This window comes from Segatella copri, assembly GCF_019249765.2.
GTDB lineage: Bacteria > Bacteroidota > Bacteroidia > Bacteroidales > Bacteroidaceae > Prevotella > Prevotella copri_K.
In genome coordinates this window covers 3552968-3579502 of sequence record NZ_CP152484.1, presented here as the reverse complement: position 1 = coordinate 3579502, position 26535 = coordinate 3552968, and the positions used below count along the sequence as shown (strand labels likewise).

Below are 26535 nucleotides of genomic sequence, written 5' to 3'. Positions count from 1 at the left end.
TTTCGCATGTAAGCCCCATACGCCCTGAACCAACGGTCACCCGGCCGAAGGGAAAGGTAAAGGGCGTGTGGGTAATTTCAACCGTACAGGTCGAAAAGTTTTAGAAAAAGTTATCAGATAGTATTGGGGATAGCAAAATCTTTACTTTTTTACCTTTTTACTTTTTTACCTTTAAAAATCCTAGAAAACTCTTGCGGGTTTGAAAATAAAGTCGTAACTTTGCGCTATAGAATTTTAAAACAGATGGTTATGAAGTACTTAGACCCTAAGGCAGACCTTACGTTCAAGAAGATATTTGGCAATCATCCTAAAAGACTAATCAGTCTCCTGAACGCCCTCCTGCCACTCAGCGAAGAAGAGCAGATACACGAGATAAAGTATCTGCCTACAGAACTTGTGCCCCAGCTCGAAGGGGGCAAGAACACCATAGTGGATGTACTCTGCACAGATGTCAGAGGCAGGAAGTTCTGCGTGGAAATGCAGATGGAATGGTCTGATGCCTTCCAACAGCGAGTACTGTTCAATGCATCCAAGCTCTATGTGAGTCAGGCAAAAAAGGGAGGCAAATACAGCGAACTCCAACCTGTGTATTCTCTCAACCTGATAAATGATATCTTTGCGCATGATACTCCGGATTTCATCCACAACTACCGCATCGTGCACGATAAGGACAGCAATAAGGTCATCGAGGGCTTGCATTTCACCTTCATAGAACTCCCTAAGTTCACTCCTCATTCCATTGCCGACAAGCGCATGATGGTATTGTGGCTCCGTTTCCTCACAGAAATAAATTCCAATACGAAGGATATTCCTGCCGACCTGCTTAATGACCCAGAGATTGGAAAAGCCGTAGAAGATCTTGAAGTTTCCGGCTTTACTGATGCCGAACTCCGTGCCTATGATAAATTCTGGGATTCGGTAAGTGTTGAAAGAACCCTTCTGGATGACAGATATCAGAAAGGAATGGAAGAAGGCATGGAGAAAGGCATGGAGAAAGGTATGGAAAAAGGTATGGAGAAAGGTAGAGCAGAAGGCAAACATGAGGCCAACACAGAAACAGCACAACGATTGCTGGCAATGGGACTTTCTGCCGAACAGGTTTCCAAAGCTACCCAGCTACCTTTGGAAATCATTAAGAATCTGAGCAATACATAAAAAATATAATAGCGGAGATATTGATGACAAATATCACCATAATAAATCCCAGAACTGCTTGGAAGAGCGATTCTGGGATTTTTTATACCATTTGTTTATTATTTATATTATATAGATTAATTCGTTACTCTTCGGCGCCGTCCCAGAGGCTGAATTTACGAGAATGGAATGTAACATCACTTGGAGTTTCATCATTCAATTTTGTATTCACTTCATTGCCAGAGCCAGAGGCAGCCAACAGACTCACATTCTCCAACTTAACAATATCCATAGATGGTTTGATGTATTTCTTCATTATTTCTTTTTTTTAAAGTTCGTATTCCTATTGTTCATATTAAGAAAGCTTTGCCTAATACAACACGTCCTTCTCTGGGAAGCCAAATTAAAGATTTTGGCACGAAAACGCACTTTTTCTCGAAAAAAAAGTGAGAAAAAGTGCGTTTTCGTGCCATTTTAAGGAAAAATATCGTAATTTTGCAGTCGAACCAAAACATTAGAAGTATGAAAGCAGATTTAATAATCGGACGAGATAAAGAAAAGGCAGAGCTTCAACGTTGTATAGACTCAGATCGCTCTGAACTTGTTATCGTTTATGGTAGAAGACGTGTCGGCAAGACTTATCTAGTAGATGAATTCTTTGGTCGGAAGTACGACTTCACTTTCGTTGGAGGACACAATCTCCCCCAACGCACCCAATTGCGCAGTTTTGCCAAAGCATTAAAACACGCCATGGGCGAGACATCAGCTCGCAAATTATCAGATTGGTTTGATGCCTTTGATGTTTTGGAAGAATATCTGTCATCCTTGCCAGAAGACCGCAAAAAGATAATCTTTGTAGACGAAATGCCTTGGATAGATTCCTTGCGTTCCGACTTCACCCCAGCATTTGAAAACTTTTGGAATGGATGGGCAGCCCGTCGTCGCGATATAGTTTTCATCGCTAGCGGTTCTGCCACATCATGGATGGTAGACAAGCTCATAGAAAACCAAGGAGGTCTGCATGCTCGCATCACTTGCCAGATATATTTACGCCCATTTACTTTGTATGAGACAGAACTATACCTAAAATCGCGGGGATGCTCTTGGGATCGCTTCCAGATAGCCCAATGCTATATGTTCTTTGGAGGCATTCCTTTTTATCTGAGTTTAATAGATCCAAGTCTTAGCCTTGTACAGAATGTTGATGCCCTGTGCTTTAACAAGGGAGGGGCACTAAGACAAGAATTTGACGAATTATATGGAGCCTTATTTACTCATGCAGACAATTACATCAAGGTGGTCAGGCTCTTGGCTAATCATAAAGGCGGCATGACAAATGCAGAAATTTCTAAAGCAGCCAAACTGGACGGAAAGAAGTTGTGCCAGATATTAAAGAATCTGGAGAGATGTGACTTCATCATGAAGTTCAGATATTATGGCAAGAAGACGCAAAACCGCCTATATAAGTTGACAGACTTTTATACCTTATTTTATTTAAAGTATATAGAGCCCAATATCGACTCCTTTGATGAGCAATGGTGGAGCAAGCATTATCTCTCTCACAGTGTTGAGGCATGGCAAGGTTTAACTTTCGAATTACTCTGTTTGTTCCATATCAGCCAAATACGCAATGCATTGAATATTGGTGGCGTGGCTAGCGAGGCTTACATTTGGTTTGACAAGGCTGACAAAACCAAGAATCAGAGAGGAGCCCAAATAGATCTCATCATAGAGCGTGCCGACCGAGTCATCAACCTCTGCGAGATGAAATTTAGTCAAGCCCAATACAAAATTTCAGCAGATTATGAGATAAAGCTGCGCAATAGGATGGAATTATTCAGAGACCGAACCCATTGCACAAAATCATTGGTAAATACCTTTGTCACAACATTTGGTGTTGCCAATGGCATCCATTCAAGTATAGTAAACAGCGAAGTCACACTAGACAATCTCTTTCAAGAATGACACATAGGAGAAAGAGAATATTTTCATCATTAAAAAAATGCAAAAAGGTTGACCGTGTCATCACAACACAGCCAACCTTTATATTTCTTTACTTACATAGGAATTTTTCAACCATAGTCAACAGTTGTTTCTCTGTAAGATTAGCGATTCCGAGACTCTCTATAAGGGAAAACTCATTCTTGTTTTTGCTTATCACAAACTTCTTTTCCCTGCCATCTATCTTTGCACATAAATGAAAGTTGCCCTTGTAGGCTTGCTCTATATGTACATCAGTCACTTGATGACCATTAATCTCTACAGATAACGTCGGTTTATCATCTTCATACTCACCCCATTCTTTCAGATGAGAAAGGATGGTAGCCTCCACTCTGCCTATCCATTTTTCATCCACTGCATATTTTACAGCCACAGTCCTAAATTGCAACAAAGCATTCTTTACATCACCTATAATACTCTCTGGCTTTCGAATACCATTATCGAATGCAAATTGCAAGACATCCTCTTTTGAAATATTACGCAGTTTGGACCTGATAAACATACAGTGGTCTTGATTGGGCTGCACTCCACCCATATTGAGGATATAGGTAAGATCATAAGCAGGTGATAACCGCCAATTACCCATCCTATCCATCATGAAGGAGAAGTTTTTGTTGTGATCATCAGTATTGTTTGCCAGCACGTTGAATATCATTCTTCTATAAACCTCTTCACAATCAGCCTCTGGCAAATGGAGCGACCTGCAAACAGAAATAAGTTGCTCATAACTATTTGCCTCAGGATACATAGCTGCCAAAGTTTGAGTATGAAGCTTCTTCCCATCTTTTCTATCAAATCTCTGCGTCATGAAGTGCTTGCTGCCATCAACCGTCAAGAGTTCAGAATGCATCATATTGATGCCAGCCTTGATGGCAAGATCGTAGTATGTCATTTCTAGTTCGGCAGAGTTGAAATCAGCATTTCCAAACTTCAACAAGTAGTAATCATATCCATCAAGATCCGAGATTTGTCCACTTCTTATCTCACCATCAGCCGAATTGATAGCAATAACAGCCTTAGGCTGCCTGCCACCAGCAGAAGTTCCCACAGTCAAGAGCGACTGCATGGTAAGAGATTCCTCTGGTAAAATCTGAGCCTCCTCTCGTTCAGTAAATATGCGTTCAGCAAGTGCAACCAAGGAATTGACATCAATCCTCTCTGATTTCTTACTCCTCTCATACTCTGGGACAAACTCCAAAGCACCCATTCCTCTTCTACCGATAAATGACAACTTATCAAGAGGAGAAATTTCCGTATTGGAGAGATGATTCTGCTGTCTCCAAAGATCAAACAACTGATTGCCCCAAGAATCAGGCAATGAGTCAGCCAGGAAAGCAGGAAGTTTTTGATAAATTCTCTGTTCCTCTCCCCAAATAGGCATAAGTCCTCGATTGTTGTGTATGGATGCCCATAGAGGAGATATATCAATACCCCTATGCACAAAAGTTGGATTATAAGTGAAGTAGGACATTTGCCTTTTGTCGTCCCACGACAACCTACCAACTTCCTCATCCCACAAGATTACTTTTAAAGTCTTAACCATAAATCATTCGCTATTATCAGTGTCTAATTCTTTGTACCTTTTTATCTCCCTTGGTCATCAAGTAAGGGGATGGTGGCAATTCGGGCATTAAGTTATCAAGCGCATTGATCTGTCCCACCACCTTGAGCAAGAGAATCAATGTAGAAAGTGATATGTTTCTAGCACATCCATTCTCAAACTTGTGGATAGTAGTCATACCAATGCCTGTCAGTTCTGCCACTTCCTTCTGTGTCAAATTGCATCGCATTCTGTATTCCCTAAAGCGATTTCCCAGCAATCTCACCAGTTCCGGAGTAGAATATTCATACAAATCTTTCATATACTTAACTATCATTTAAGTGAACATTAAGCCATAAAATAGCCATTATATATCAGTATAGTGATATTTAAGCGCAAAGATACAAAAAAGAAGTGATACAACCTCAAAAATCAGAATTATTTTTTATTTACTGACTCACATTTAACATATTGCAAGACAAATGTTACAAAGCAAAAAGGTTGACCGTGTCATCACAACACAGCCAACCTTAACGACTAACATCTTTTTTCGGTTAATCTTTGTATGATAAACCTAAAACTAATGTCTTTTAGAGTAATTACTTGGCTTCCTTCCAATATTCTGGAGCACCAAGACCTACAGCGAAACCTGCATAGGTATGCTTGCGGAGATAGTTGCTATCCCAAAGACCTGTAGGGCAACCTGCACGCCAACCTGAATCCTTAGGAGAATCAGTAGCACACCACTGAGTGATACCATACTGCTGAGCCTGTGGAATCAGCTCGAAGTACTTCTGGATGATGAATGTATAGAAGCTACGCATCTGCTTGTGCTGCTCCTCAGTCATCTTGTCGAAGGTAACAGAAGTACCAGCCTCATCCTCATAAGCCATATCAAGCTCAGAAATCTTGATGAGCTTACCAGTCTTAGCCAGCGACTTAAACATCTCTTCGATGTCGCTCTTAAGCTTAGCCTGCTTAGTTTCATCACCATAGCATGTTACGTGCATCTGTGTACCAATACCATCGATAACAACAGGCTCCTCTGCATTAGGATCTTCCCACAGACCAATCCAGTGGATCAAGCTATTCAGCTTAGCGTGCTGATCCCAGTAACCTTCCAAGTTGTAGTCATTGATAAAGAGCTTCAACTTAGATGGATCACCATTGTGCTCAGCAAAGCTCTTACGTGCATCTCTTACGGCTGTACGAACATAGTCGATATCACCGAGATAATCCTGCCAGTAGAAGCTATTGGCTACATCAGAAGCAGGAGCATTAGTTGCATGCTGCAACTCATTGAATCCATCAGCACCTTTCTTACCAGAGATCGCCTCGTTCACAACATCCCAAGATGTAACATAACCATTAGTAGCCTCCATCATACCATCAATCCACTTGCCCATTGCATCAGTAAGAAGAGATTTCTTCTCTTCATCCGTAAGAGGAATGGAATTAGCAGACTTCGTGTAGTAAACTTCAAAATCATCAATATAGAGGGTACCCGCATATTTACCGATATTCAGCAGCAGGCGCAAGGCATTGTCACCATTACATTTGGTAGTCACATCAACTTCCTTCCAATCAGTTGTAACCTTGATGGTAGGGAAGTCACCACAGCCTTTGTATCCGTCAGGATTCTGGAATCCAGCACCAAATTCACCAGCTACAGAACCCTTGATTTTCATCTTCAAGTGATAGGTTGTACCATTCTCGAAAGCGAAACCTGGTTCATAGTTAACCTGTGCATTCCAGGGGTCTGCCTTGGCTGCGTTGTTACCAACCTCACAAACACCATTTACAATCTTTGGCGTATTATCCATACCCCAACCACCGAGGTTGTTATCGTCATCGAAGGTAAGATGACCAACCGTAACAGGAATCTCCATGACTGGAGCCTCAGAATGAGTTACCTTTACCCACTTACAAGAAATGTCTCCTGCAAAAGTTCCTGGTTGGAAAACGACAAAAGCTTTTTCTGTTGTTATTCCACTAAATGTTACAGATTGCTCTTTCCACTGTGTAGAAACAGACATTTTCTGGGATGTTGTTGCTCCCCAGTTACCCGTCTGCACATCAATCTGTCCATCTTCTGAAGCCTTGATCATAGCTGTTACCTTATATTCTCTCTTGGCATCAACATCTACAGGATAATTGTCAACTACAAAATACTGATACCAATCTCCAGGATATTTGCTAATCAAAATTCCATCTTTGATTTCAGGAGTATAGCCCATTACATAAAAAGGGAAACTATTCATGGTAGAAAAGTCGGTATAAGCATCTTCCTTATCAACTTTCTGACTAGGGTCTACCTGAATTTCCTTATCTGCAATAAGTTTACTAAGATACTTCTTGTTCTGCTGAGAATGCCAAGCAAGCGTATGACCATAGATGGTCAAACCTGCATCCTGTGCATTTGTAACGAAATCCTTAACAGTATTAAAGTCAAAGGTTCCATCATTTTTTACACAAGAAGCATACTTCATGGCGTTGCCTGCTGTCATCTCCTCGAAGTTGCTACCAGCCAAGCAATATACAAGCTCCTGTTTGTTGAAGTCGGGCGCAGCCAATGCAATACCCAACTTAAAGTCGGGATTGCACTTGCCAGAAGCCTTCATGTCTTCGACATATTTCTTCAAAGGCTCGTAGTTGTTAAGATACTGATATTCCTTCAAGTTCTTGGTCATATCAGTTCTGTACTCCGAGAACTTGTCATCAGCACATGATGACAAAGCCAAGAGAGCTACCAAGCCTAAACCAAAATTAATATTTTTCAATTTCATAATAATCTACCTATTATTAGATGATACTTAATTGATAATTACCGCAGCTTACTTTACGATATACTGAGTATCGAAAAGTAATATACCATTGGTATTACCACGAGTTTGAGCTACAAACTGGTCGGTTGTCTCTACCTTGACAGCACCGAAGTCTACGGTATACTGGAGAGTCAGGATGTCACGATCCTTGTTGCCCCAAGCCAGCTTAGCGCCCTTCTCCACAAACTTACCTGTACCAGTAGCAGTTACGCCCTCAGTCTCGGAAGAAACAGAGCAAGTACCATCGTTAGCAAAGGTAAGCTTCAAGTTGCAAGTATAAGACTTGAGGATATCCTTACCCTCAGCATCCTTGCCCACAACTCTCTTGACTGTGAGAGGATAGATAGCCTCTGTAAGGCTCTTGGTAGTAATCTGGCAAACCTCGTCCTTCTCAATAGTTGCACCCTCACGCTTCTCTTCTGTGGTCTGACCATTCTCAGTAATCCTATCTGTACCACGGCGCAGATAGAATCCAGCCCAAGGGTTCATGTATTTCACACAATAGAGCACATAGTTCTGAGGCAATATCTTCCACGCATCGCTATTGGTCAGCGCAGGAGTTTCACCCTCCTGGAAAGGAGTACCCGTCAAGATCTTGCCAGCACCCTTCTGATCTTTGATGATCAGAGGGATGACATAAGTATTCTTTACAGAGGCAGGATCAGCGAAGAAAGCATCGTTGAGCTTCACCTGTAATTTTCCCTGCAAGTTGCCACCATAAGAGATGGTGTTACCTGCCAAGGTGTAATACTCTGCAGGCATAGGCTTTACAGGAGATACGCCATCAGAGAAATAGAGGTTGTCACAAAGCGAATTATCTACAGCCACATCCAGTGTGATGTCCTTACCATTGTAAGCACCACCCATGGTAGACACGATGTTGATAATATGCTCGTTGTCCTTGGTATTGTCACGATTCTCGTCATTGCCCAACACCAATATACGCTCCACGTTTTGGTGGGCGAAGTAGACTGATGTGCCACCCTCGTAGTCGTCAAACTCAGGCGTGCCGTTCTCACAAGAGCCGAGAGTCAGAGCCAAGGCTCCGAGTGCAGCCATTGAGAAATATTTATTCATCTTCATAGTTTTCATCATTATAAAATGTTAGTCGTTTGTAATTTCCATCCTGCATTCTGCTTCAGCTGATCCCACTTGAGGATTTCAGTCTGTGGCACAGGACCGTAATACATATAGTCGTCGTATTTTCTTTCCTCTACTGTGATATCCTTGAACTGTGGAATACCAGCCTCTGTAGAAATCTCCACGCCATGAACAGCCTCATTGATAGGAGCCTTCCAGCGGCGGAGGTCATTGAAGCGCTTGTTCTCGAAGCAGAGCTCAATACGACGCTCATTGCGAATCAACTCACGCATCTTAACCTGGTCGTTAGCGCACTCATCAAGATAAGAATCATTTGTGATGCCTGCACGATGACGTATAGCCTTGATCACATCGTATGCAGAATAAGCATGTGTGCCATTGCCCTTAGGTCCCCAAGCCTCATTGGCAGCCTCAGCATAATCCAAGAAGATCTCGGTATAGCGGATATACACAGGATAGTGATACTGTGCGTTCTTGGCATTTGGATTAGGATTACAATCCTCACGAAGAAGCTTCTTCATATAGTAACCAGTACGCGTAGAGTTACCAATCTTATTCAGTCCATTGTCATTGTTGGCAGTGGTGATGTCGGTATTGATGGTTGCACCCTTATACTTGCAGCCATTATAGATAATGTAGAGATCCAAGCGTGGATCACGCTTGCTGTAAGGATCCAAGTCATCATACTCACTGCGCTCATCTGTGATAGGATAACCATTGGCAGCAGGGAAAGCATCCACCAAGTTCTGGGTAGGATTGATACGTCCCTTACCATAGAGAGATGGAGGGAAGTTATCAGCCTCCTGGTTCAAACCGAGGTCCCAATCATCTGCACCATTAGTCTTATTACCACGCCAGATGATTTCCTTAGGACATTCACCAGACTGCAAATTATTAATCTCATTAGTCTGAGCATACCAAGAATTACCTGTTTTAGACAAGCCGCTTACGCCACCAATCAAGTCGAGCAAGCTGGCTGCATCATCAGCAGCACGCTTATAATCCACATTGGTACCTTTATTAAAAGCAGGGCTGGCAGCAAGGAGAGAAACCTGTGCACGGATAGCCTTGGCGATACGACCGCTCACACGACCACGCATCAGAGAACCCAATACACGGTTATAGTCCTGATAGTTGTCCACACCCATAGCAGTGTATTTTTCTGGCACAGGATCTGACTTAGTCAAATCATTGTAGTCCAAAGGCAGCAACTGCTCAGCCTGGTCCAAGTCGCTATAAATTTGATCCAAGCAAGCTTGGAATGTGGCACGTGGCTGATTGAAATCAGAAGAAGTATCCTCTGGCTTTGTCAAGTTTGGCACACCCAGGAGCTGACCATCCTCAGTCCAACCACCATGGTTCATCAAGAGATAATACATATTGAGAGCTCTCAAGGCATAAGCCTCACCCTTACGGCTCTCACAGAACATCTGCTGCGCACCCTTGTCCTTAGCCCAGTCTACCTTGTCCACTTCCTGAAGGAAGATGTTCAAGTACTGGATGCTAGCACGACAGCTAGCCCACTTGCTCATAGGGTCATCATAGGCAGCCCAAGAACCAGTAGCCATTTTCAGGTAGCTGTTAGACAAATCATTGCTTACAGCATCATCGGTTGCCACATCAGTTACACTTTTGGTATTATAAGGAAGCATGGCATAAGCATAGCCGAGAAGTCCCTGAGCATAAGTAGGCTCTTCGTAAATCTCGTCCAAGCTACGGTTGTTTTCCTGTGCAGGCTCAAAGAGATCTGAGCAAGACACCAACGAGAGTGACAATGCAGCTAATATAAATAACTTATTAATTTTCATTTCTGTATACATTTAATAATGATTAGAATGTAGCCTTCACACCTATATTATAATAGCGTGTCTGAGGAGCACTACCTATGTTCATCTCCAATAACTCACGGTTCTTAGAGATAGTGAGCAAGTTGGCACCGCTTACAAAAGCAGACAAGCCCTTAACCCAAGTCTTCTGGAAGAGCGTGCTAGGCAGGTCGTATGTAATCTGTACCTTAGCCAAGCGGAAAGCGTCTGTGCTGTACATCCAGAAGTCTGATGTCTGATAGTTGTTGCTACCTGAGAGTGTGGTAAGACGTGGATAAGTAGCAGTCTCCTTGGTTGCCTCAGTCCAGCGATTGCGAACCACAGCTGAGTACTTGCCGTCACCCTTTACCCACCAGTAAGAATTGTTCTTCAAGCCATAAGCACCGAAGTTGCCAGTACCGAGGGCGAAGAATGTGAAGTTCTTCCACTTAGCAGTGAGGTTTACACCCAATGTGAATGGAGAGCCATACCAACCACCCTTGCCCAGGAACACCTGGTCGTAAGTGTCGATCTTGCCATCACCGTTTACATCCACATACTTCATATCGCCAGGCTTCACGTCACTACCCAAGCGGCTCTGGTCTGGAGAGTTCTTGATTTCTTCCTCACTCTGGAAGAAGCCAGCAAACTTATAACCCCAGATACCATCGATAGCCTTGCCCTCACGGTTTTGGTAATCCCATACGTTCAACTCATCACGCTTGGTAGCCTTGGTGTTATAATAAGTACCTGTTACGCCGAGCTGCAAGTCTACATCACCCACCTTCTTATTGAAGTTAGCTGCGAAGTCGAAACCGATGCGGCGATTATTGTTAAAGTTGAGCACAGGCATGAATGAAGCATCAGGATAGCCTGGCTTAAAGTGAGAAGGATAGAACGTTGGAGTAGAAATCAGATAACCCTCCATCGAGTTAACGAAGAAGCTAGCATCCAATGTTACCATCTGCTGCCACAAGGAAGTCTTGAAGTTGACAGAAAGTTCCTTACGCTTGATGAAGTCGAGATCCTTGTTGGCAGAACGCTTAGAGAATGTGTACTTGCCAGCAGAACCATCATACCATCCATAACCATCAGCTGTCTGCCAGTTGGTGTCATAGAGATAGTATCTGTTGTCATTTACTGCCAAGTCAATATCCTCGTTGATGATGCTACCAGATACACTGATCATCATATCGTCTACCACCTTGCTGTTCTTCAAGAAGTTCTCGTTCTTGAGTCTCCAACCCAATGAAAGTGAAGGAGAGAAGCCTACACGATGACCTGGAGCCAACTGTGCAGAGTGGATAGCTGCCAAGCCGAAGTCTGCATAATAAGTCTTGGCGTAATCATAAGATGCATCCAAGGCAAGATTAGCACTTGATGTCTTGTGATACTCACCTGATTTAGACTGCTGATAGCCAGAGGCAATCAACATCGCAGAGAGGTTATGTACCTTATTAAATGTATTGGCGTAATTGAACTGAGCAGAGAAGAGCATGGTCTGATTGTCCACACTATTAGCGATGTTCTGTACACCAGACTTCTTATCCTCACCTTCCTTCTTCAAAGCTACGATCATATCCTTGCCGTCGATGTTTGACCATGTTGGGATATAGATGGCATAGCTATTATTGAAAGATGTGGTGTAAGAGGTAGCATAGTCTACTGCGAAACGAGTCTCGAAAGACAAGCCCTGCAACAACTTGTGCAGATTGATGTTAACACCTGTATCAAACTGGAACTGGCGGCTAGTATACTTGCTCTTACCAGCAGCATAGTAATCTGCGAAGATGTTAGAAGAGTTAGCCTGTGTACCAGCCAAGAAGTACTTGCCATCCACCAGCTTAGCCACACTCATCAAGTCCCAAGCAGCCTTGGCATTAGGAGCTATCATGTCTGTAGAGATCAATGGGCTAGCATTCTGTGGGAAGTTAGGACGCCAAGTAGCAGCTGCATTCCAATAATCACCAATAGCAGAATGTGAATCATAGAATGTGGCATTGGAGTTGACCCAAGCCTTGATGTCATCTGTGATGTTGACATCTACATTACCACGTACACTGAAACGCTGGGTATTATTGTTCTTAGCCTCACCAAACTTCAGGAAGTCGCCCTGGCGATAATAGTTGATGTTGCTATAGAAGTGAGCACGCTTACCACCACCGCTGATTTCTGCAGTAGCCTCATAACGGCTGTTCATCTTTCTGAGATAATCAGAAGAGTACATATCGAGATTAGGATAACGATATGGGTTGGTGCCCAAGCCATGATTGTAGATATCCTCAGCAGAGTAGAGAGGAGTCAAACCGTCATTGGCACGAGCCTCGTTGTAGAGAGTCATATACTCAGCAGAGCCCAGATACTCAGGGAATGACTTAGCCACATTGAGACCAGCGTTAGCCTGCACCTCAACCTTCAAGCCATCGTTCTTGCCACGCTTGGTGGTGATGAGCACAGCACCCTTAGCTGCCTTGCTACCATAGAGCACTACAGCTTGCGCACCCTTGAGGAATGTAATCTGGTCAATCTCGCTAGGCATCACGTTGGTTGCCTCACGAGGCACACCATCTACCAATACCAAGTATCCTGCATTGTCAGCATCCATACCCCAGAGAGAGTTGCCATTCCAACCACCCACGTAGCCCTGCATGTTGTCAAGGCTATAAGTGTGGTAGTTTTTCTTCATCAATCCCTCTACATCGACTACCGAAACGCCGCCCAAGATGTCACCCTTGGCTACCTTGCGATAAGCCACATTGACCATCTCCTTGTCGGCAGCAACGGTATCGGTTTCGTTCTCAGCAGCAGTTTTGGCATCGGCAGCCATAGGAGCCAATGACACAAGACCTGCCAACAGGAACTTTGAATTATATGATTTGAATTTTGAATTCATACTATCATTCTTATTTTAGTATTACTATATAATGTTATTTTACCAACCAGGATTCTGACTAAGCTCTTGATAGAGATAAACATCCTTGATAGGCAATGGGAACCAATAGTGCTTGGCTGTGAAGTGACGAGTCAAGATCGCTTCCTGGTGGAAGCCAGCCACCTGAGCATCAGCTGGGTCATTATTCTTGTAGAAATCGGCACCCTCCACACGGTCAAACTCATCAGAGTACTTTACATTGTAAGGAGCCTCGGTCAGGAGCAACCAGCGCTGCAAGTCGTTGAAACGGAAGCCCTCGAAAGCAAGTTCCACCTCACGCTCACGGCGAACCTCGTCCATGAACTTATGTGGCTCAGCTACATACTCTGGAGCCACATGACCAGCGCCACAACGATCACGAAGGGTATTGATGGCATCCTCAGCAGTCTTGCTAAAGTTAGTAGCCTTGCCAGAAGCACCACCAAACGCAGCACAAGCCTCAGCATACATCAGATAGATGTCAGCCAGACGCATATATGGCAAGTAACAGTGGAATGCTGAACCCCAATCGTAGTCGCGATCCACCTCATTACATGTATGAGGCACCAACTTCTGGATGAAGTAACCTGTACGGCTGCCATTAGCCACTGGACGCATATTGCCACCTGTATACAACTGGCAGTACTGCAAGTTAGCCCACTGACCAGGAGTACCATTCAGATACTTGAAGCCATCAAACACGATGTCGTGATAGAAGCGTGGGTCACGGTTCTTATATGGATGAGTAGGATCGAAACCACCTGCTATGTTAGGAACCAACTTGCCATTCTCTACGATGTAAGCGGGCTCACCATTAGCCATACCGTAAGCAGCTATCAAGTTAGCTGTAGGCTGGTGAATCACATTGTCATGTCCAACCACTTTGTCAACCTTAGGACCAAACACCTTAGAGGTATTCCAGTTAGAGCCGTTGAAGTCTGCAGATGGACCACGGAAGATAGCCTCAATAGATCCAGGCATTTTCCAGTTCTGCTTCTTGGTATAGAAGATATCAGAGAAGCAAGAGTTAGCATCGGCAGAACGCTCATGATTGTAGACGTCCTTATATTTGAACTCAGCCAACCCATACTGTGTCTGGCCACCCTCAACCAATGTGAGCAACTCACCGAAGACTTCAGCTGCCTTCTTGGCAAACTTCTCATCATAGTCGTATGTCTTGCCATTCTTGCTAGCTCCTACCTGTGCGCCATCCTTCATCAATGGGCTGGCAGCCCAGAGATAAGTCTTGCCCAGATAACCGAGTGCCATGATCTTGTTGATACGAAGGTCGTTCTTGCCCTGTGTGGCAGCACCATCATACTCATTGTCCCAGTTGATAGGCAACAAATCGGCAGCCTTGCGATAATCAGCAGCAGCCTTCTCTGCACACTCCTGATAAGAGAGACGAGGCAAATTGAGCTCTGAATTGAGATCCAAATAGGTATCAATGTATGGCAAACCACCAAAGTACTGCATCAACTCAGTGTGCCACCATGCACGGAAGAAGTAAAGCTGACCAGCAATGAGGTCTTTCTCTGCCTTGCTAGCTACCAACTTATCGAGATTAGCCAAGCCCTGGTTAGCCTTACGAATGCAATACCAAGCATGTGGCCAAAGTGAGTGGTTGAACTTATCTGTAGATGTAGGGTTGCTGCCATCCTTGTAAAGCCAGTTACCAGTGGTCTGCCAAGCACGGAAGTTGCCCAAGTCTACCTGGTGTGTCATACGGCCATCAGCCTCTGGGTTGAAGATTTCATCATCACCCCAGTTCCAAGAAGGACACCAGTTACATTTTTCCTTATCAGGGATACAGTTGTAAATTTCCTCTACGTAACCCTGAAAGTTACGGAAGTTTACAAATGCGTCATTTTCTGAGACTGTAGAATCGGCCTCCTTGTCAAGATAGTCCTGGCAAGAGTTGAGCGAAGTGCCGAGAGCCAGCGAGACGCATCCCATCAACAAAAAATTCTTTATCTTATTTTTCATTTGAATGTTCATTTTAATATTACAATGAGAATTTAACACCTAAGTTGAAGCGGCGTACTGTAGGATATGCTCCAAGGAAACCGCCACCACCGAGGTTAGCCTCACGGTCATCAGGCATACGAGTCCAAAGCCAGAGGTTGTTACCATTCAAGTATACCTTGAGGTAGTTCATACCGAGAGCCTTGATCCATCCCTTGGTCCAAGTATAAGCAATCTCTACGTTCTTCAGACGGATGTATGAACCATCATAGAGGAACTGAGTACCATTGCTGTAATCAGACTGGGTAGCACCCCAGCGAGGAATGATAGATTCTGGAGAAGACTCATTCTTGTCCCACCAAGTACCAGTGTCATAAACATTGTCCAACTTATTGCCAAAGCTTGTCAAGGTTACGTCACGAGTTACATTGGTTACACCATAGAACTGAGCGAAAGCAGAGAAGCCCTTATACTCGATACCGATAGTGGCATTGTATGTATTCTGAGGGCTTGAGCTATAACCTACTGGAGCTGAGTCCTTGCTATCTACCACACCATCACCATTGAAGTCTACGATGTAGTAATCGCCTACCAAGCGGTGGTTGTCGTTAGACTCATGAGCTGGAGAACCTATCAAGTCATCGATGTCGTTGATAAAGCCACGATCAATGTATGAGTGATACTGACCCATAGAGTAGCCTGCCTCCTTCTGATAGTTAGGAGTGAGCTGAGCGTCATCCTTCAAAATTACCTTATTCTTGGCATGGGTCATATTGATGTTACCCCAGAGGCGGATGCCATTGGCAAATTTCTTGTTGAGCTTCAACTCCAACTCGTAACCACTGGTACGAACCTTACCCTTATTGATAGTAGGAGCTGTAGTACCAAAGTAAGATGGGATGGAGCGGTTATCACCAAAGATCAAAATGTCGTTACGACGGTCGCAGAAGAAATCGAGCGAACCGGTAATCAAACCACCCAAGAAACCATAATCAATACCGAAGTTGGTCTTCTTCACAGTCTCCCACTTCACATCTTTATTACCCAATGTATTCTGGCGATACCATGTGTAGATACTGTTGGTATGGTCAAGATCCATCACTGTGTTGCCTCCGTATGCCCACTGGTTCATGTAAAGCCAACGACGAGAAGAGTCGAATGGATCGCCCAGGTTATCATCACCAATCTCACCGTAAGATGCACGGAACTTCAACATATCAATGATGTGCTTGTCACGAAGATACTTCATGAAGTTTTCCTCAGTGATGGTCCAACCGATAGCTCCAGAATTGAAGAAGGCGAAGCGATTGTCCTTGCTAAACTTTTCTGATCCGTTGTAAGCACCGTTATACTCGATGTTGTAACGACCAGCATAGCTATAAGTAGCACGGAACGCCCAGTCCTCACGGTAAGTAGGCATCACACTACCACGTGCATTCTCCTGACGAGAGAACAAGCCCATGGCTGTAACATCATGCTGTCCGAACTTGCGAGCCCAGTTGAGCTGCAACTGATAGTAAAGATTGCGAACAGTCTGGTTGTTATCAACCGAACCACCTGAAGTACTCCAGTTAACGCCCTGTTTCCAGTCGAACTTATTGTTTGACTCATATACCTGACCATATGTTATATTGCCAGTCTCCGGATCAACATACTTGGTCTGAGCTGTATTGTTCAAGTCATTGATACCACGGCTCGTCTCAACAAACACGTTGTCCCAAGAAACGGTACCACGCAAGTTCAAGCCCTTGGTGATGAAGTCGAGTTTCTGCTCCAAGGTAAAGTCGGTATTGATACGAGTAGTAGTAGCCTGCGCTGTACCACCGATGGCGAGATTCTGAGCAGAGTTACTTACGTTAGACGCATTTGGATAATAACCCCAAGAGCCATCGCTATACTGAGGCAAGAATACATCTGGAGCGATGTTATAAGCACCAGCCCACTGCTGTCCTATCTGCCACTCGCTATTGCTCATGTTGCTCCAAGGAGCTTTTCTTACGCCATTGCTACCAGCCACATTTACCTTCAAAGTAGTGCTACTTGTGATGGCAAAGTCCAAGTTACTACGAACATTGATACGATTGTATCCATAGCCAGAGTTGTAGTTACGACCATTGTCATACTCACGGAAGAGGTCACCCTCGTGTACAAAGTCGGCAGAAGCAAAATACTTCACGAAGCTTGTACCACCGCTCACATTGACATTGGCATTATATGACATGGCGCTCTTCTTGAAGAGGGCATCCTGCCAATCCACGTTAGCATAACGCTCACGCTGCTCATCCGTAGTCTGGTTACGATAGTTCTCAATAAATGATTGAGGACGGATGTAAGACCAAGATTCAGGAGAAACACCCAACTCATGCTCCACTGCCCTGTTGCGGAACATCAAGGCATCGTATGAATCATACTTGTTAGGCAACTTAGAAGGAGCCTTCAATGTAGCGTTGAAGCCTACATCAATCTTAGCCTTGCCTTCCTTACCACGCTTGGTAGTAATCAAGATGACACCATTGGCACCCTTCACACCATAAACGGCAGTGGCAGATGCATCCTTCAATACGGAGATGCTCTCTACAGAACCAATGTCTACACTACTCATAGGACGCTCGATACCATCGACTAGGACGAGAGGGTCACTGTTGTTCCAAGAACTAGCACCACGAATGATGATCTGTGGCTCCTCCTCACCAGGCATACCATTGCCCTGAACAGTTACCACACCAGGAAGGTTACCAGTTAAGGCAGCACCAATGTCGCTGACACCGGCAGCACGTTCCAGCACCTCACCTGTGGTCTGTGCAATAGAACCTACGACAGAAGCCTTCTTCTGCTGACCATAACCAACGACTACAACTTCGCCGATGGCATTGTCGTCTTCCATTGAGAGTTTGAAATCTCTCTTCTTACCAATCTTTACTTCCTTGGTCTTCATACCTACGTATGTAAATACGAGGATAGAATTCTCTGAAGGAACACTGATACTGAAATTACCATCAAAGTCGGTGACCGCACCGACGCTGGCATTACCTTTCACTTTTACAGTGGCACCTATCAGAGGCTCACCTGTACCGTCAACAAGATTACCCTTGACCTGGATATTCTGTGCCTGAGCATTCAGGCTGCAGAAAGCTCCCACCAAGCATAAGGCTGCTGTCCGTTTCATTGTTAACACTTGTTCAATCATGTTCTATTCATTTTTGATTTATGCTTTAAAAATTTAGGCGTGCGCTAAAACTGTTTATTCACGGCGGCAAAGGTATGGATTTCTTTCGAAACAAACTTTGCGTGGTGTAACAGAAAGTTTATCATTTTAGAAAAACCTTGCGAGAACGTATTTTTCCATTACTTAACAGTTGTTTTATTATATAAACACCTGCAGTTGGCTTTTCAACCTCTTTTCCTTCTATATTATAATATAAGGTGGAAACCACGTCTGCCGGGGTTTCTAATTGTTTAATTTCTGTTGTATTTTGTTTCAAATACCACTCTTTATACCAGTTCATACAGGCATAGCCGCAACATTCTTCGAACAATCCGTGTTTCTTGGCATTCTGGAAACCAGGAATCACCTTGCCCGTTCTAAGATATTCATCAATATCGTAATATTCCTGTGGATGGGTAAGGGTCATACCGATATTGCCAAAGTGGTCGTGAACTGCTTTCCATGCCAATCCCCATTTCGAGGTAGATGCTGTTGCCCAGCTTCCCAAGTTAGGTTGTGTCCACTGTCCCCACTCATTGTAGTGACCTTCGCTCGCCTTGTCAGGATCTTCCGGACTCCAGTCTATCTCCGTTACCATGATAGGCTTCGTCTCTACCATCGGCACCTGATTTTTGAAGTTGCGGATGAAAGTATCGTGATCGTAATTCTTATCGGTCATATTTCCATACCATCCGGAATAAACATGTACTGCATAAGAGAAGTTGTCCTCGCTATCGGTGATAGGATACTTGACGTAATTCTGATATTGGCTCTGATAACCTGCACCCGGAACCCAGATAATACCCTTGAAGCCAGTGGCACGAATCTCATCTACCACAGGCTGGAAGAAATCATGGAGAGCCTTGTCTGATTTAGAGCCATTTGCCAGCAACACATTAATAGGCTCATTGGCTAGCTCGATGCTCACCTGTCCAGCATTCTTCTGGATGGTGGCATTGGAAGCGAAGAGTTTCCACACCTTCTTAAGATATGCCTGATATTCATCTCCCACCTTGATATTCTGTGGACAAACGCCAGGAGGGCGAACGATTACATATAGTCCATGAGCCAAGGCTTTCTCCACAAGCTTGACATAAAGTCTGCTCAAGAATATCTTGTATCGAGCCTCACTAAAATACTGGATATTGTTTTCACCCGTTCCTACTGGCGCATCATAGTTGGTCCAGCATGGGTCCATGTGCAGACGGAAGATGGTGCAATAAGCTCCCTGCTCCTTATCAGTGATGGCGGTAAACATCTTCTCGAAATAATTGAGACAAGGTGTAATGTCGGGGACATTGTATCCGCCCGTACCCCAACGATTGCCGTTGAAGTAGCGGTTTGGCGTATCCATCACACCATGCAAGACAACAATCTTACCATTGGCATCCACCAGGTTCTTACCCTGCACACGGAGTGCCGGCAGATTATCTGCAGCCAGCCCCGCCATTGACAGCATAGTCATAGCGAGTGATATTAACAATTTCTTTCTTTTCATTGTTATAATTATTTTTAGATTTATCATTTATTGTCAGTCACCTTATTATATTATGAAGGATTGCCAGGTTCCAGTTTACAGAAAAGGATGCTGGTCTTTTAAAATAGAATGGCGCGTAATCACTACGCACCATTCCCGAAAACCAATTAATCATGATTCTATATAAAAACCATAATATCTAAATCCTTTGAAAATCTTAAACCTAATTTCATAAACCTATTTATAAACCTAACTAACCTACATAATCAAAACTGTTAAAAAACAACCTAATTAAAAACGATGCAAAGATACTCCTAATCTTTCATATACACTTTATGATAAGTAACCAATACTTTTGCTGCCGTATCACACGTAGCATTAACTTTACCCTACGTAACATTTTAACATCTTTTTTGATACATTCTCGTAAAAAACTTACTCTTCCATGCATTATTCTCCCATTTATTTTGTATTTTTGCAAACGAATATAAAAAAATCGAAAGACAATGAAACCAAAAATCATGATGATTTCCATGAAATCAAACCTCAGAATAGTGAGATACATCGCTCTTTTACTGATGTTTATCTTCTGTCTCACTGCACAGAACATGATGGCGCAGAGAGGAAAATTTTTCAATTCAGACAACCAGCTTTCGAGCAACCTTGCCACTCAGGTGTTCCAGGATTCAAATGGTTTCATTTGGATTGCCACCCGTAACGGCTTGAATATCTATGATGGCTATAACTTTATGGTCGTCAGAAAAGCCTACAACAACTGTAACGGGCTCAACAGCAACTATATCAACTGTATAACACAGGATGAAAAGGGGCGTATTGTGCTGGGAACAAATAAGTCGCTACTTATACTTAATGGTAAAAGGTTCTGCAACGTACCTATGCTCGATTCAAGAAATAAGCCTATAAGCACTTACGTTACCCAGGTAAGCCGTTTGCACAATGGCGATATTGCTGTCGTTACCTCCGGTTACGGCATCATGACCAAGAAAATAGATGCAGACGCCTGTTACACCATGAAAGGAGAAGTGGAGAACCTGAAATACATACATAAGATTCTGGAAGACAAACAAGAAAGGCTCTGGATTATCCTGGAAAACGGAAAGCTGTTACGGAAAGAAAAGAACGGCAAGCTTGTTTCACGCATCATGGGAACAGAGCAACTTAACACACAAGATATCAGGCAAGACGACAAGGGCAACATCTATCTTGCTACCAAGAATGATGGTATTTACCTTCTCAAGGCAGGTTCAACCATCTTCACCAAGATAGCCGGCATAGGCAATCTTCCTATTGACAACATCTATATCAGCCGCGACCAGCGCTTGTTTATCGGTTGCGATGGTATGGGTATCTTCGTGTATAATCCTGTAACAGGATTCTTGCAAAATAATCCTCTGTTCAGCCGTGAAGTAAATCTTGCCAAGAGCAAGATTAACAGCATTATAGAAGATTTTACGGGAAACATCTGGGTGAGTATGCTCCAGAAGGGCGTATTCATGCAATCGCAGGCTCAATGCGATTTCAACTATATGGGCTACCGTTTGGGCAACCGCAACGTGATAGGCGAAAACAGCATCACAAGCCTGTGTGTCAACCAGGGCGATCAAGTCTGGGTAGGCACCGACAAGGATGGTCTTTACCTCTTTGACATAAAAACCGGTAGTATCAACAGCCATTTATTAAGCAACACCACGGTACTGTCACTCTGCAAAGACCAGAAGGACAGAACATGGGTAGGAACCTATACTGACGGTATCGGATTTATAGATGCGGGGGGATCTTTCCATCCATTCAGCCTAGGCATTGGCAACCAGGCGGGCATCTTCGATATCCAGGAAGACCCGCAGGGCAATATATGGTTTGCTACCATGGGCAAAGGACTTTTCCGCCTTTCTCCAGATGGAAGCATCAAGCAATGGAAAAAACAAGATGGTGCCGACAACAACCCGAAAAAGAATAGCATTCCTAATGATTACCTCGTAAAACTTAGCATCTCAAAAGATGGTAAGCGGGTTTTCGTAGCCACTTCTGTGGGTCTGGCTTGCTATGACCAGCAAAAAAACAGCTGGACTTCCACTTTCGGTGGCGTCAACTGTCTGAGCAAGGGCAGTTTCTCACATTGCGTTTATTCTGACAGCAAGAACCGCGTATGGTTTGGCACTGAAGACGGCGCAATCTGCTATGATCCGAAGAACGGATATGCTCATCCGAAGATCTATAACACAGAACTTGGACTTTCAGACAACAGCGTAGCCAGCATCATAGAAGATTACAAGGGCAGAATCTGGATAGGAACTACCTGTGGCTTAAACCAGGTAGATACAGAAAAAGGTACCATCAACAAGTACTACTCAGACAATGGCTTGCAGAGCAATGAGTTCAGCGATGCAGCAGCCTGCACGCTCTGGGGAGGAAAGATGCTGGCGATGGGCGGAACCGGTGGTATCAACTGGTTTGATACGGACAAGGTGAAACAGCATCCTTGGCAGGCAAAAGTTACCATATCAGGACTTCTTGTGGGCAACAAACCTGTATACCAGGATATGAAATCGGGCATCTATACTATCACCGACAAAGACGCCTACAACAGCGACGAGTTCTCCTTATCTCATGAAGACAACACCTTCACCATCCACCTGTCTACTCTTACATATAATAATGTAGAGCAGATCAGTTACGCCTACAGCATCAATGGTGAGGATTGGCGAACCATACAGTCTGGCATGAACGAGCTGTCATTCTCACACATGCCAGCAGGTACCTATAAGTTCCGTGTCAAGGCCATCTGCAACGGATACGAAACCCCTGTCAAGGAGTTCTCCATTATCGTTCACCCAGCCTGGTACGCCAGCATCTGGGCAAGACTCTGCTATCTGCTTGCCTTCCTGGCGCTCTGTCTGCTCTACATCAAGCACCGCAAACGCAAGATGGAAGACCAGCTTATATTGCAGCAGCATATCCATGCGGAAGAGATGGGCGAAGCAAAACTGAAATTCTTCATGAACATCAGCCACGAAATCCGTACCCCATTGACCCTTATCCTCACTCCGCTGTTCACGCTGATTAAGGAAGACAAAGACGCTCACCGACAGGGCATCTACGATATGATGCGTAAGAACTCGGAACGAATCCTGCACCTGATTAACCAGATGATGGACCTGAGAAAGATTGACAAGGGACAAATGGTGATGCACATGAGCGAAACTGATATGGTTGCCTTTATTGGCGATGAATACAAACTCTTCTGCCAGCAGGCGATAGCCAAGAGTATCCAATTCACCTTTGAGCACGAAGACGAGACCCTCCCGGTATGGATAGACCGCGACAACTTTGACAAGGTATTGATGAATGTCCTGTCAAACGCTTTCAAGTTTACACCGACAGGCGGCAGAATCCGTATCACCCTCTCCCACTCGCCTCATCATGTCCGCATCGCCATCAAGGACAGCGGCAAGGGCATTCAGGAGGAAAAGCTCGAAACGATTTTCCAGCGCTTCTATCAGAGTACCACCACTTCTACTGACCGGAATGTAGGTACGGGAATCGGTCTCGACCTGACGCGCTCGCTCGTGGAACTGCACTACGGAACCATTACAGCCGCCAACAACAAGACACTTGATGAAGCCGACTGGAAGGAAGGAAGCCAGTTCCTCATCACGCTGCCTCTGGGCAACGAGCATCTGAAACCGGAAGAAATGATAGATGCACCGGAGCCACAGGCTGCTGAAGACATCAGGGAACTGGAAGAAAACATGGAGGAAGGAAAAAAGGAGAATAGTGCCGATACAGCCAATGACGCCGAAGAAGATTTCATAAGCAAGGCAAAGAGCACCATCGCTGTGGTAGAAGACGATGAGGCAATACGTAATTTCCTGAAGACCCAACTACAGGAGACCTACAATATCCTTACCTTCTGCAACGGAAAGGAGGCGCTGCCGGAGATTATCAAGCAGAAGCCAAACCTCGTTATCACAGACATCATGATGCCAGAGATGGACGGCAATACGCTCTGTACCAAGATCAAGAACAATGTGAACACCAACCACATTCCGGTGATTCTGCTCACAGCGATGAGCAGAGAGGAAGACCAGCTGACCGGTTTGCAGTCGGGTGCCGATGCCTATTTGGTGAAGCCGTTCAATATGGACATTCTGCGCCGCACCATCATCAACCTGCTTAACGTGCGCCGTACTTTGAAAAACAAGTTTATGGGCAACGAGAGCCAGAGCGACAGGCAGATCGCGATAGAAAAAGGTCTGTCGCCAAAAGACCAGCTGATGGAACAGGTGATGAAGGTAATCAATGATAACATGGATAATGAGGACCTGAGTGTGGATATGATTGCCCGCGAAGTAGGACTGAGCCGTGTGCATCTGCACCGCCGAATGAAGGAACTGACCAACCAGACTCCACATGCCTTCATCCGCAATACCCGTCTGCAATATGCCGAAAAGTTGCTGAGCCACTCTAACAAGACGATATCAGACATCATGTTTACCTGCGGTTTCTCCAACCCAGCAAGCTTCAGCACCATGTTCAAGAACTTCTATGGCTCTTCGCCTCGCGATTATATGCAGGCTCACCGGAAAATCTAGCCTTTTCACTGCAGAAAAGGCCAGATGTTTCCAAAAATAAAGTATTTGTTACAAATAGAGATATTTATGATACGCCTCGCAAAGTGTTGGTAACATGCTGTGGGGGTATATTTAAAAGGAAAGCGGTAACTTTGCAGCAGTAATCTGAATACATGTTTCAGCCATGAGTTCAGATACTCATTCTGTAAATTTTAATCCTATAATAAAATGAAGAAAATTGCAATCTTATCGCTTTCCCTGACGCTTGCAGCCGCTGCACAGGCGCAGACAGCTGAGTTTGACTATTTCAAGTATGCGGGAAATGACGCTCGCTTCAATGTTGAAATCGACAAGACTCACCAGTATTACAACCCGGTACTGGCTGGTTTCTATCCAGACCCATCCCTCTGTCGCGTGGGCGACACCTACTATCTGGTAAACTCTTCGTTTACCTTCTTCCCAGGTGTGCCTCTCTCAACCAGTAAAGACCTGGTCAACTGGCAGCCTGCCGGTCATGTTCTCGACCGCACATCACAGGTTCCATTGAAGGGCCAGCAGGTATCAGCCGGTATCTTCGCACCAGCCATCAGCTATAACAAGAAGAACAAAACCTTCTATATGATTACCACCAATGTGGGAGCCGGCAACTTCTTTGTGAAATCAAAAGATCCTTCCAAAGGCTGGAGCGAGCCTATCTATCTGAAGAAGATTGACGGCATCGACCCTAGCTTCTTCTTCGATGACAACGGAAAGGGATATATCGTGCATAACGGTCCGGTAGTTGGCGGTGCCGACTATGAGGGTCAGCGTGCTATCCGCTGCTTCGAATTCGACGTGAAGGGCGACAGCATCAAGGGCGACTTCAAGGAGATTCTGCGTGGCGGAACCCATGTAGAGGCTCGTCCTATCTGGATTGAAGGTCCTCACCTCTTCAAGAAGGGCAAGTTCTATTATCTGATGTGCGCCGAAGGTGGTACAGGCGGATGGCACAGCGAGGTTATCCTGCGTGCCAAGAAACCGATGGGACCATGGGAGGAATGCCCTAACAACCCTATTCTTACCCAGCGTACCGGTCTCGACCCTAACCGCAAGGACCCAGTATCAAGTGCCGGTCATGCAGACATCGTAGAAGATGGCAAGGGTAACTGGTGGGCTGTATTCCTGGCTTGCCGTCCTTATGAAGAGGATATGTACAACACAGGTCGCGATACTTATCTCCTGCCTGTAACCTGGAAAAACGGATGGCCAGAGATTCTTGCCAAGAATACTCCTATCTCTACCGTTGGAGAGAAGGCTGGTTTGAAGCCTGCAAAGAAGAATGAGTTCTCAGGCAATTTCTCTTATGTGGATAACTTCGATGCAGATAACAATAAGGTGGGTCTGAAAGAGTTGAATCCACGCTGGATGTTCCTCCGCGACTTCGTTGACTGTTACAAGGTAGAAAACGGCAAATTGAAGTTCAACCTCCTGCCAGGCAATATCTACAAGCGTGAGCCGATGTCTGCCATCTGGGCACGTCAGCAGCACGGCACCTTCACAGCTGAGACAGAAATCAACTTTACTCCTCGCAACGACAAGGATATCGCAGGCTTGGCACTTCTCCAGAAGGAAGACCACAACTTCGTATTGGGTAAGACCATGAAGAATGGCAAGCTGATGATTACCCTGACCCGTGCCGAGAAGAACAACGTAACTATTGCCTCTGCTCCTATCAAGGGAGGTAAGCTGAAGCTGAAGGTAGAAGGTCATGACAGATATTATGATTTCTATTATGCTGAAGAAGGCGGCAACTGGCAGCTTCTTGCCAAGGGTGTAGATGCCTCTAACCTGAGCACCCAGAAAAGCGGCGGCTTCATCGGTGCCTGCATCGGTCTCTATGCTTCTTCCAACAAGGAATAAGGATTTGAGAAAAGATTAATATTTTAGGAATAGATAATAAAAGAAAAGGTTGATACCTCGCGTTTTGCCTGGTATCAACC

14 protein-coding genes are annotated in these 26535 nt (G+C 44.6%); 4 read left to right on the top strand and 10 right to left on the bottom strand.

Going from position 1 to position 26535, the window contains the following annotated elements; genetic code table 11:
* Positions 1 to 243 precede the first annotated feature (243 nt).
* Positions 244 to 1155, top strand: coding sequence for an Rpn family recombination-promoting nuclease/putative transposase (locus KUA46_RS15150; RefSeq protein ID WP_153113300.1), 912 nt, complete (start codon positions 244 to 246; stop codon positions 1153 to 1155).
* Positions 1156 to 1279: 124 nt separating this feature from the next.
* Here the strand turns inward: KUA46_RS15150 and KUA46_RS15145 are convergent, their stop codons facing one another.
* Entirely contained in the window at positions 1280 to 1450 is a 171-nt protein-coding gene (locus tag KUA46_RS15145; protein ID WP_153093145.1) for a hypothetical protein, read from the bottom strand.
* A 206-nt stretch (positions 1451 to 1656) separates the two neighbouring features.
* Here KUA46_RS15145 and KUA46_RS15140 point away from each other — a divergent pair, with 206 nt between their 5' ends.
* The gene (locus tag KUA46_RS15140; protein ID WP_218487367.1) at positions 1657 to 3099 is read left to right on the top strand and encodes an AAA family ATPase; all 1443 of its coding nucleotides are present in this window, start codon (positions 1657 to 1659) and stop codon (positions 3097 to 3099) included.
* 88 nt (positions 3100 to 3187) lie between these two features.
* Here the strand turns inward: KUA46_RS15140 and KUA46_RS15135 are convergent, their stop codons facing one another.
* The 9 genes from KUA46_RS15135 to KUA46_RS15095 all read right to left on the bottom strand — a co-directional run bounded on the left by KUA46_RS15135 (position 3188) and on the right by KUA46_RS15095 (position 19985).
* Positions 3188 to 4678: a type II toxin-antitoxin system HipA family toxin gene (locus tag KUA46_RS15135; RefSeq protein ID WP_218487366.1), complete on the bottom strand. Its 1491-nt coding sequence runs from the start codon at positions 4676 to 4678 to the stop codon at positions 3188 to 3190.
* A gap of 16 nt (positions 4679 to 4694) precedes the next feature.
* Positions 4695 to 4997, bottom strand: coding sequence for a helix-turn-helix domain-containing protein (locus KUA46_RS15130; RefSeq protein WP_117695549.1), 303 nt, complete (start codon positions 4995 to 4997; stop codon positions 4695 to 4697).
* A 277-nt stretch (positions 4998 to 5274) separates the two neighbouring features.
* Positions 5275 to 7461, bottom strand: coding sequence for an endo-1,4-beta-xylanase (locus KUA46_RS15125; RefSeq protein ID WP_218487365.1), 2187 nt, complete (start codon positions 7459 to 7461; stop codon positions 5275 to 5277).
* A gap of 48 nt (positions 7462 to 7509) precedes the next feature.
* Positions 7510 to 8583 (bottom strand): DUF5627 domain-containing protein, encoded by a 1074-nt coding sequence (locus KUA46_RS15120; RefSeq protein WP_218487364.1) that lies wholly within the window; start codon positions 8581 to 8583, stop codon positions 7510 to 7512.
* An 11-nt stretch (positions 8584 to 8594) separates the two neighbouring features.
* The gene (locus tag KUA46_RS15115; RefSeq protein ID WP_218487363.1) at positions 8595 to 10409 is read right to left on the bottom strand and encodes a RagB/SusD family nutrient uptake outer membrane protein; all 1815 of its coding nucleotides are present in this window, start codon (positions 10407 to 10409) and stop codon (positions 8595 to 8597) included.
* 22 nt (positions 10410 to 10431) lie between these two features.
* Positions 10432 to 13299 carry a SusC/RagA family TonB-linked outer membrane protein gene (locus tag KUA46_RS15110; protein WP_218487362.1) on the bottom strand — a complete coding sequence of 956 codons (2868 nt, stop codon included), beginning with the start codon at positions 13297 to 13299 and terminating at the stop codon, positions 10432 to 10434.
* 39 nt (positions 13300 to 13338) lie between these two features.
* Entirely contained in the window at positions 13339 to 15303 is a 1965-nt protein-coding gene (locus tag KUA46_RS15105) for a RagB/SusD family nutrient uptake outer membrane protein (RefSeq protein ID WP_420377695.1), read from the bottom strand.
* 19 nt (positions 15304 to 15322) lie between these two features.
* Positions 15323 to 18469, bottom strand: coding sequence for a SusC/RagA family TonB-linked outer membrane protein (locus KUA46_RS15100; protein ID WP_217744054.1), 3147 nt, complete (start codon positions 18467 to 18469; stop codon positions 15323 to 15325).
* Positions 18470 to 18590: 121 nt separating this feature from the next.
* Complete coding sequence (locus KUA46_RS15095) at positions 18591 to 19985, bottom strand: cellulase family glycosylhydrolase (protein ID WP_218487361.1); 1395 nt, start codon at positions 19983 to 19985, stop codon at positions 18591 to 18593.
* A gap of 485 nt (positions 19986 to 20470) precedes the next feature.
* Between KUA46_RS15095 and KUA46_RS15090 the strand changes: the two genes are divergently transcribed.
* Both KUA46_RS15090 and KUA46_RS15085 read left to right on the top strand, forming a co-directional pair.
* On the top strand, positions 20471 to 24577 hold the full coding sequence (locus KUA46_RS15090; RefSeq protein WP_256625060.1) for a hybrid sensor histidine kinase/response regulator transcription factor: 4107 nt from the start codon (positions 20471 to 20473) through the stop codon (positions 24575 to 24577).
* A 207-nt stretch (positions 24578 to 24784) separates the two neighbouring features.
* On the top strand, positions 24785 to 26455 hold the full coding sequence (locus tag KUA46_RS15085; protein ID WP_218487360.1) for a glycoside hydrolase family 43 protein: 1671 nt from the start codon (positions 24785 to 24787) through the stop codon (positions 26453 to 26455).
* Positions 26456 to 26535: the final 80 nt, after the last annotated feature.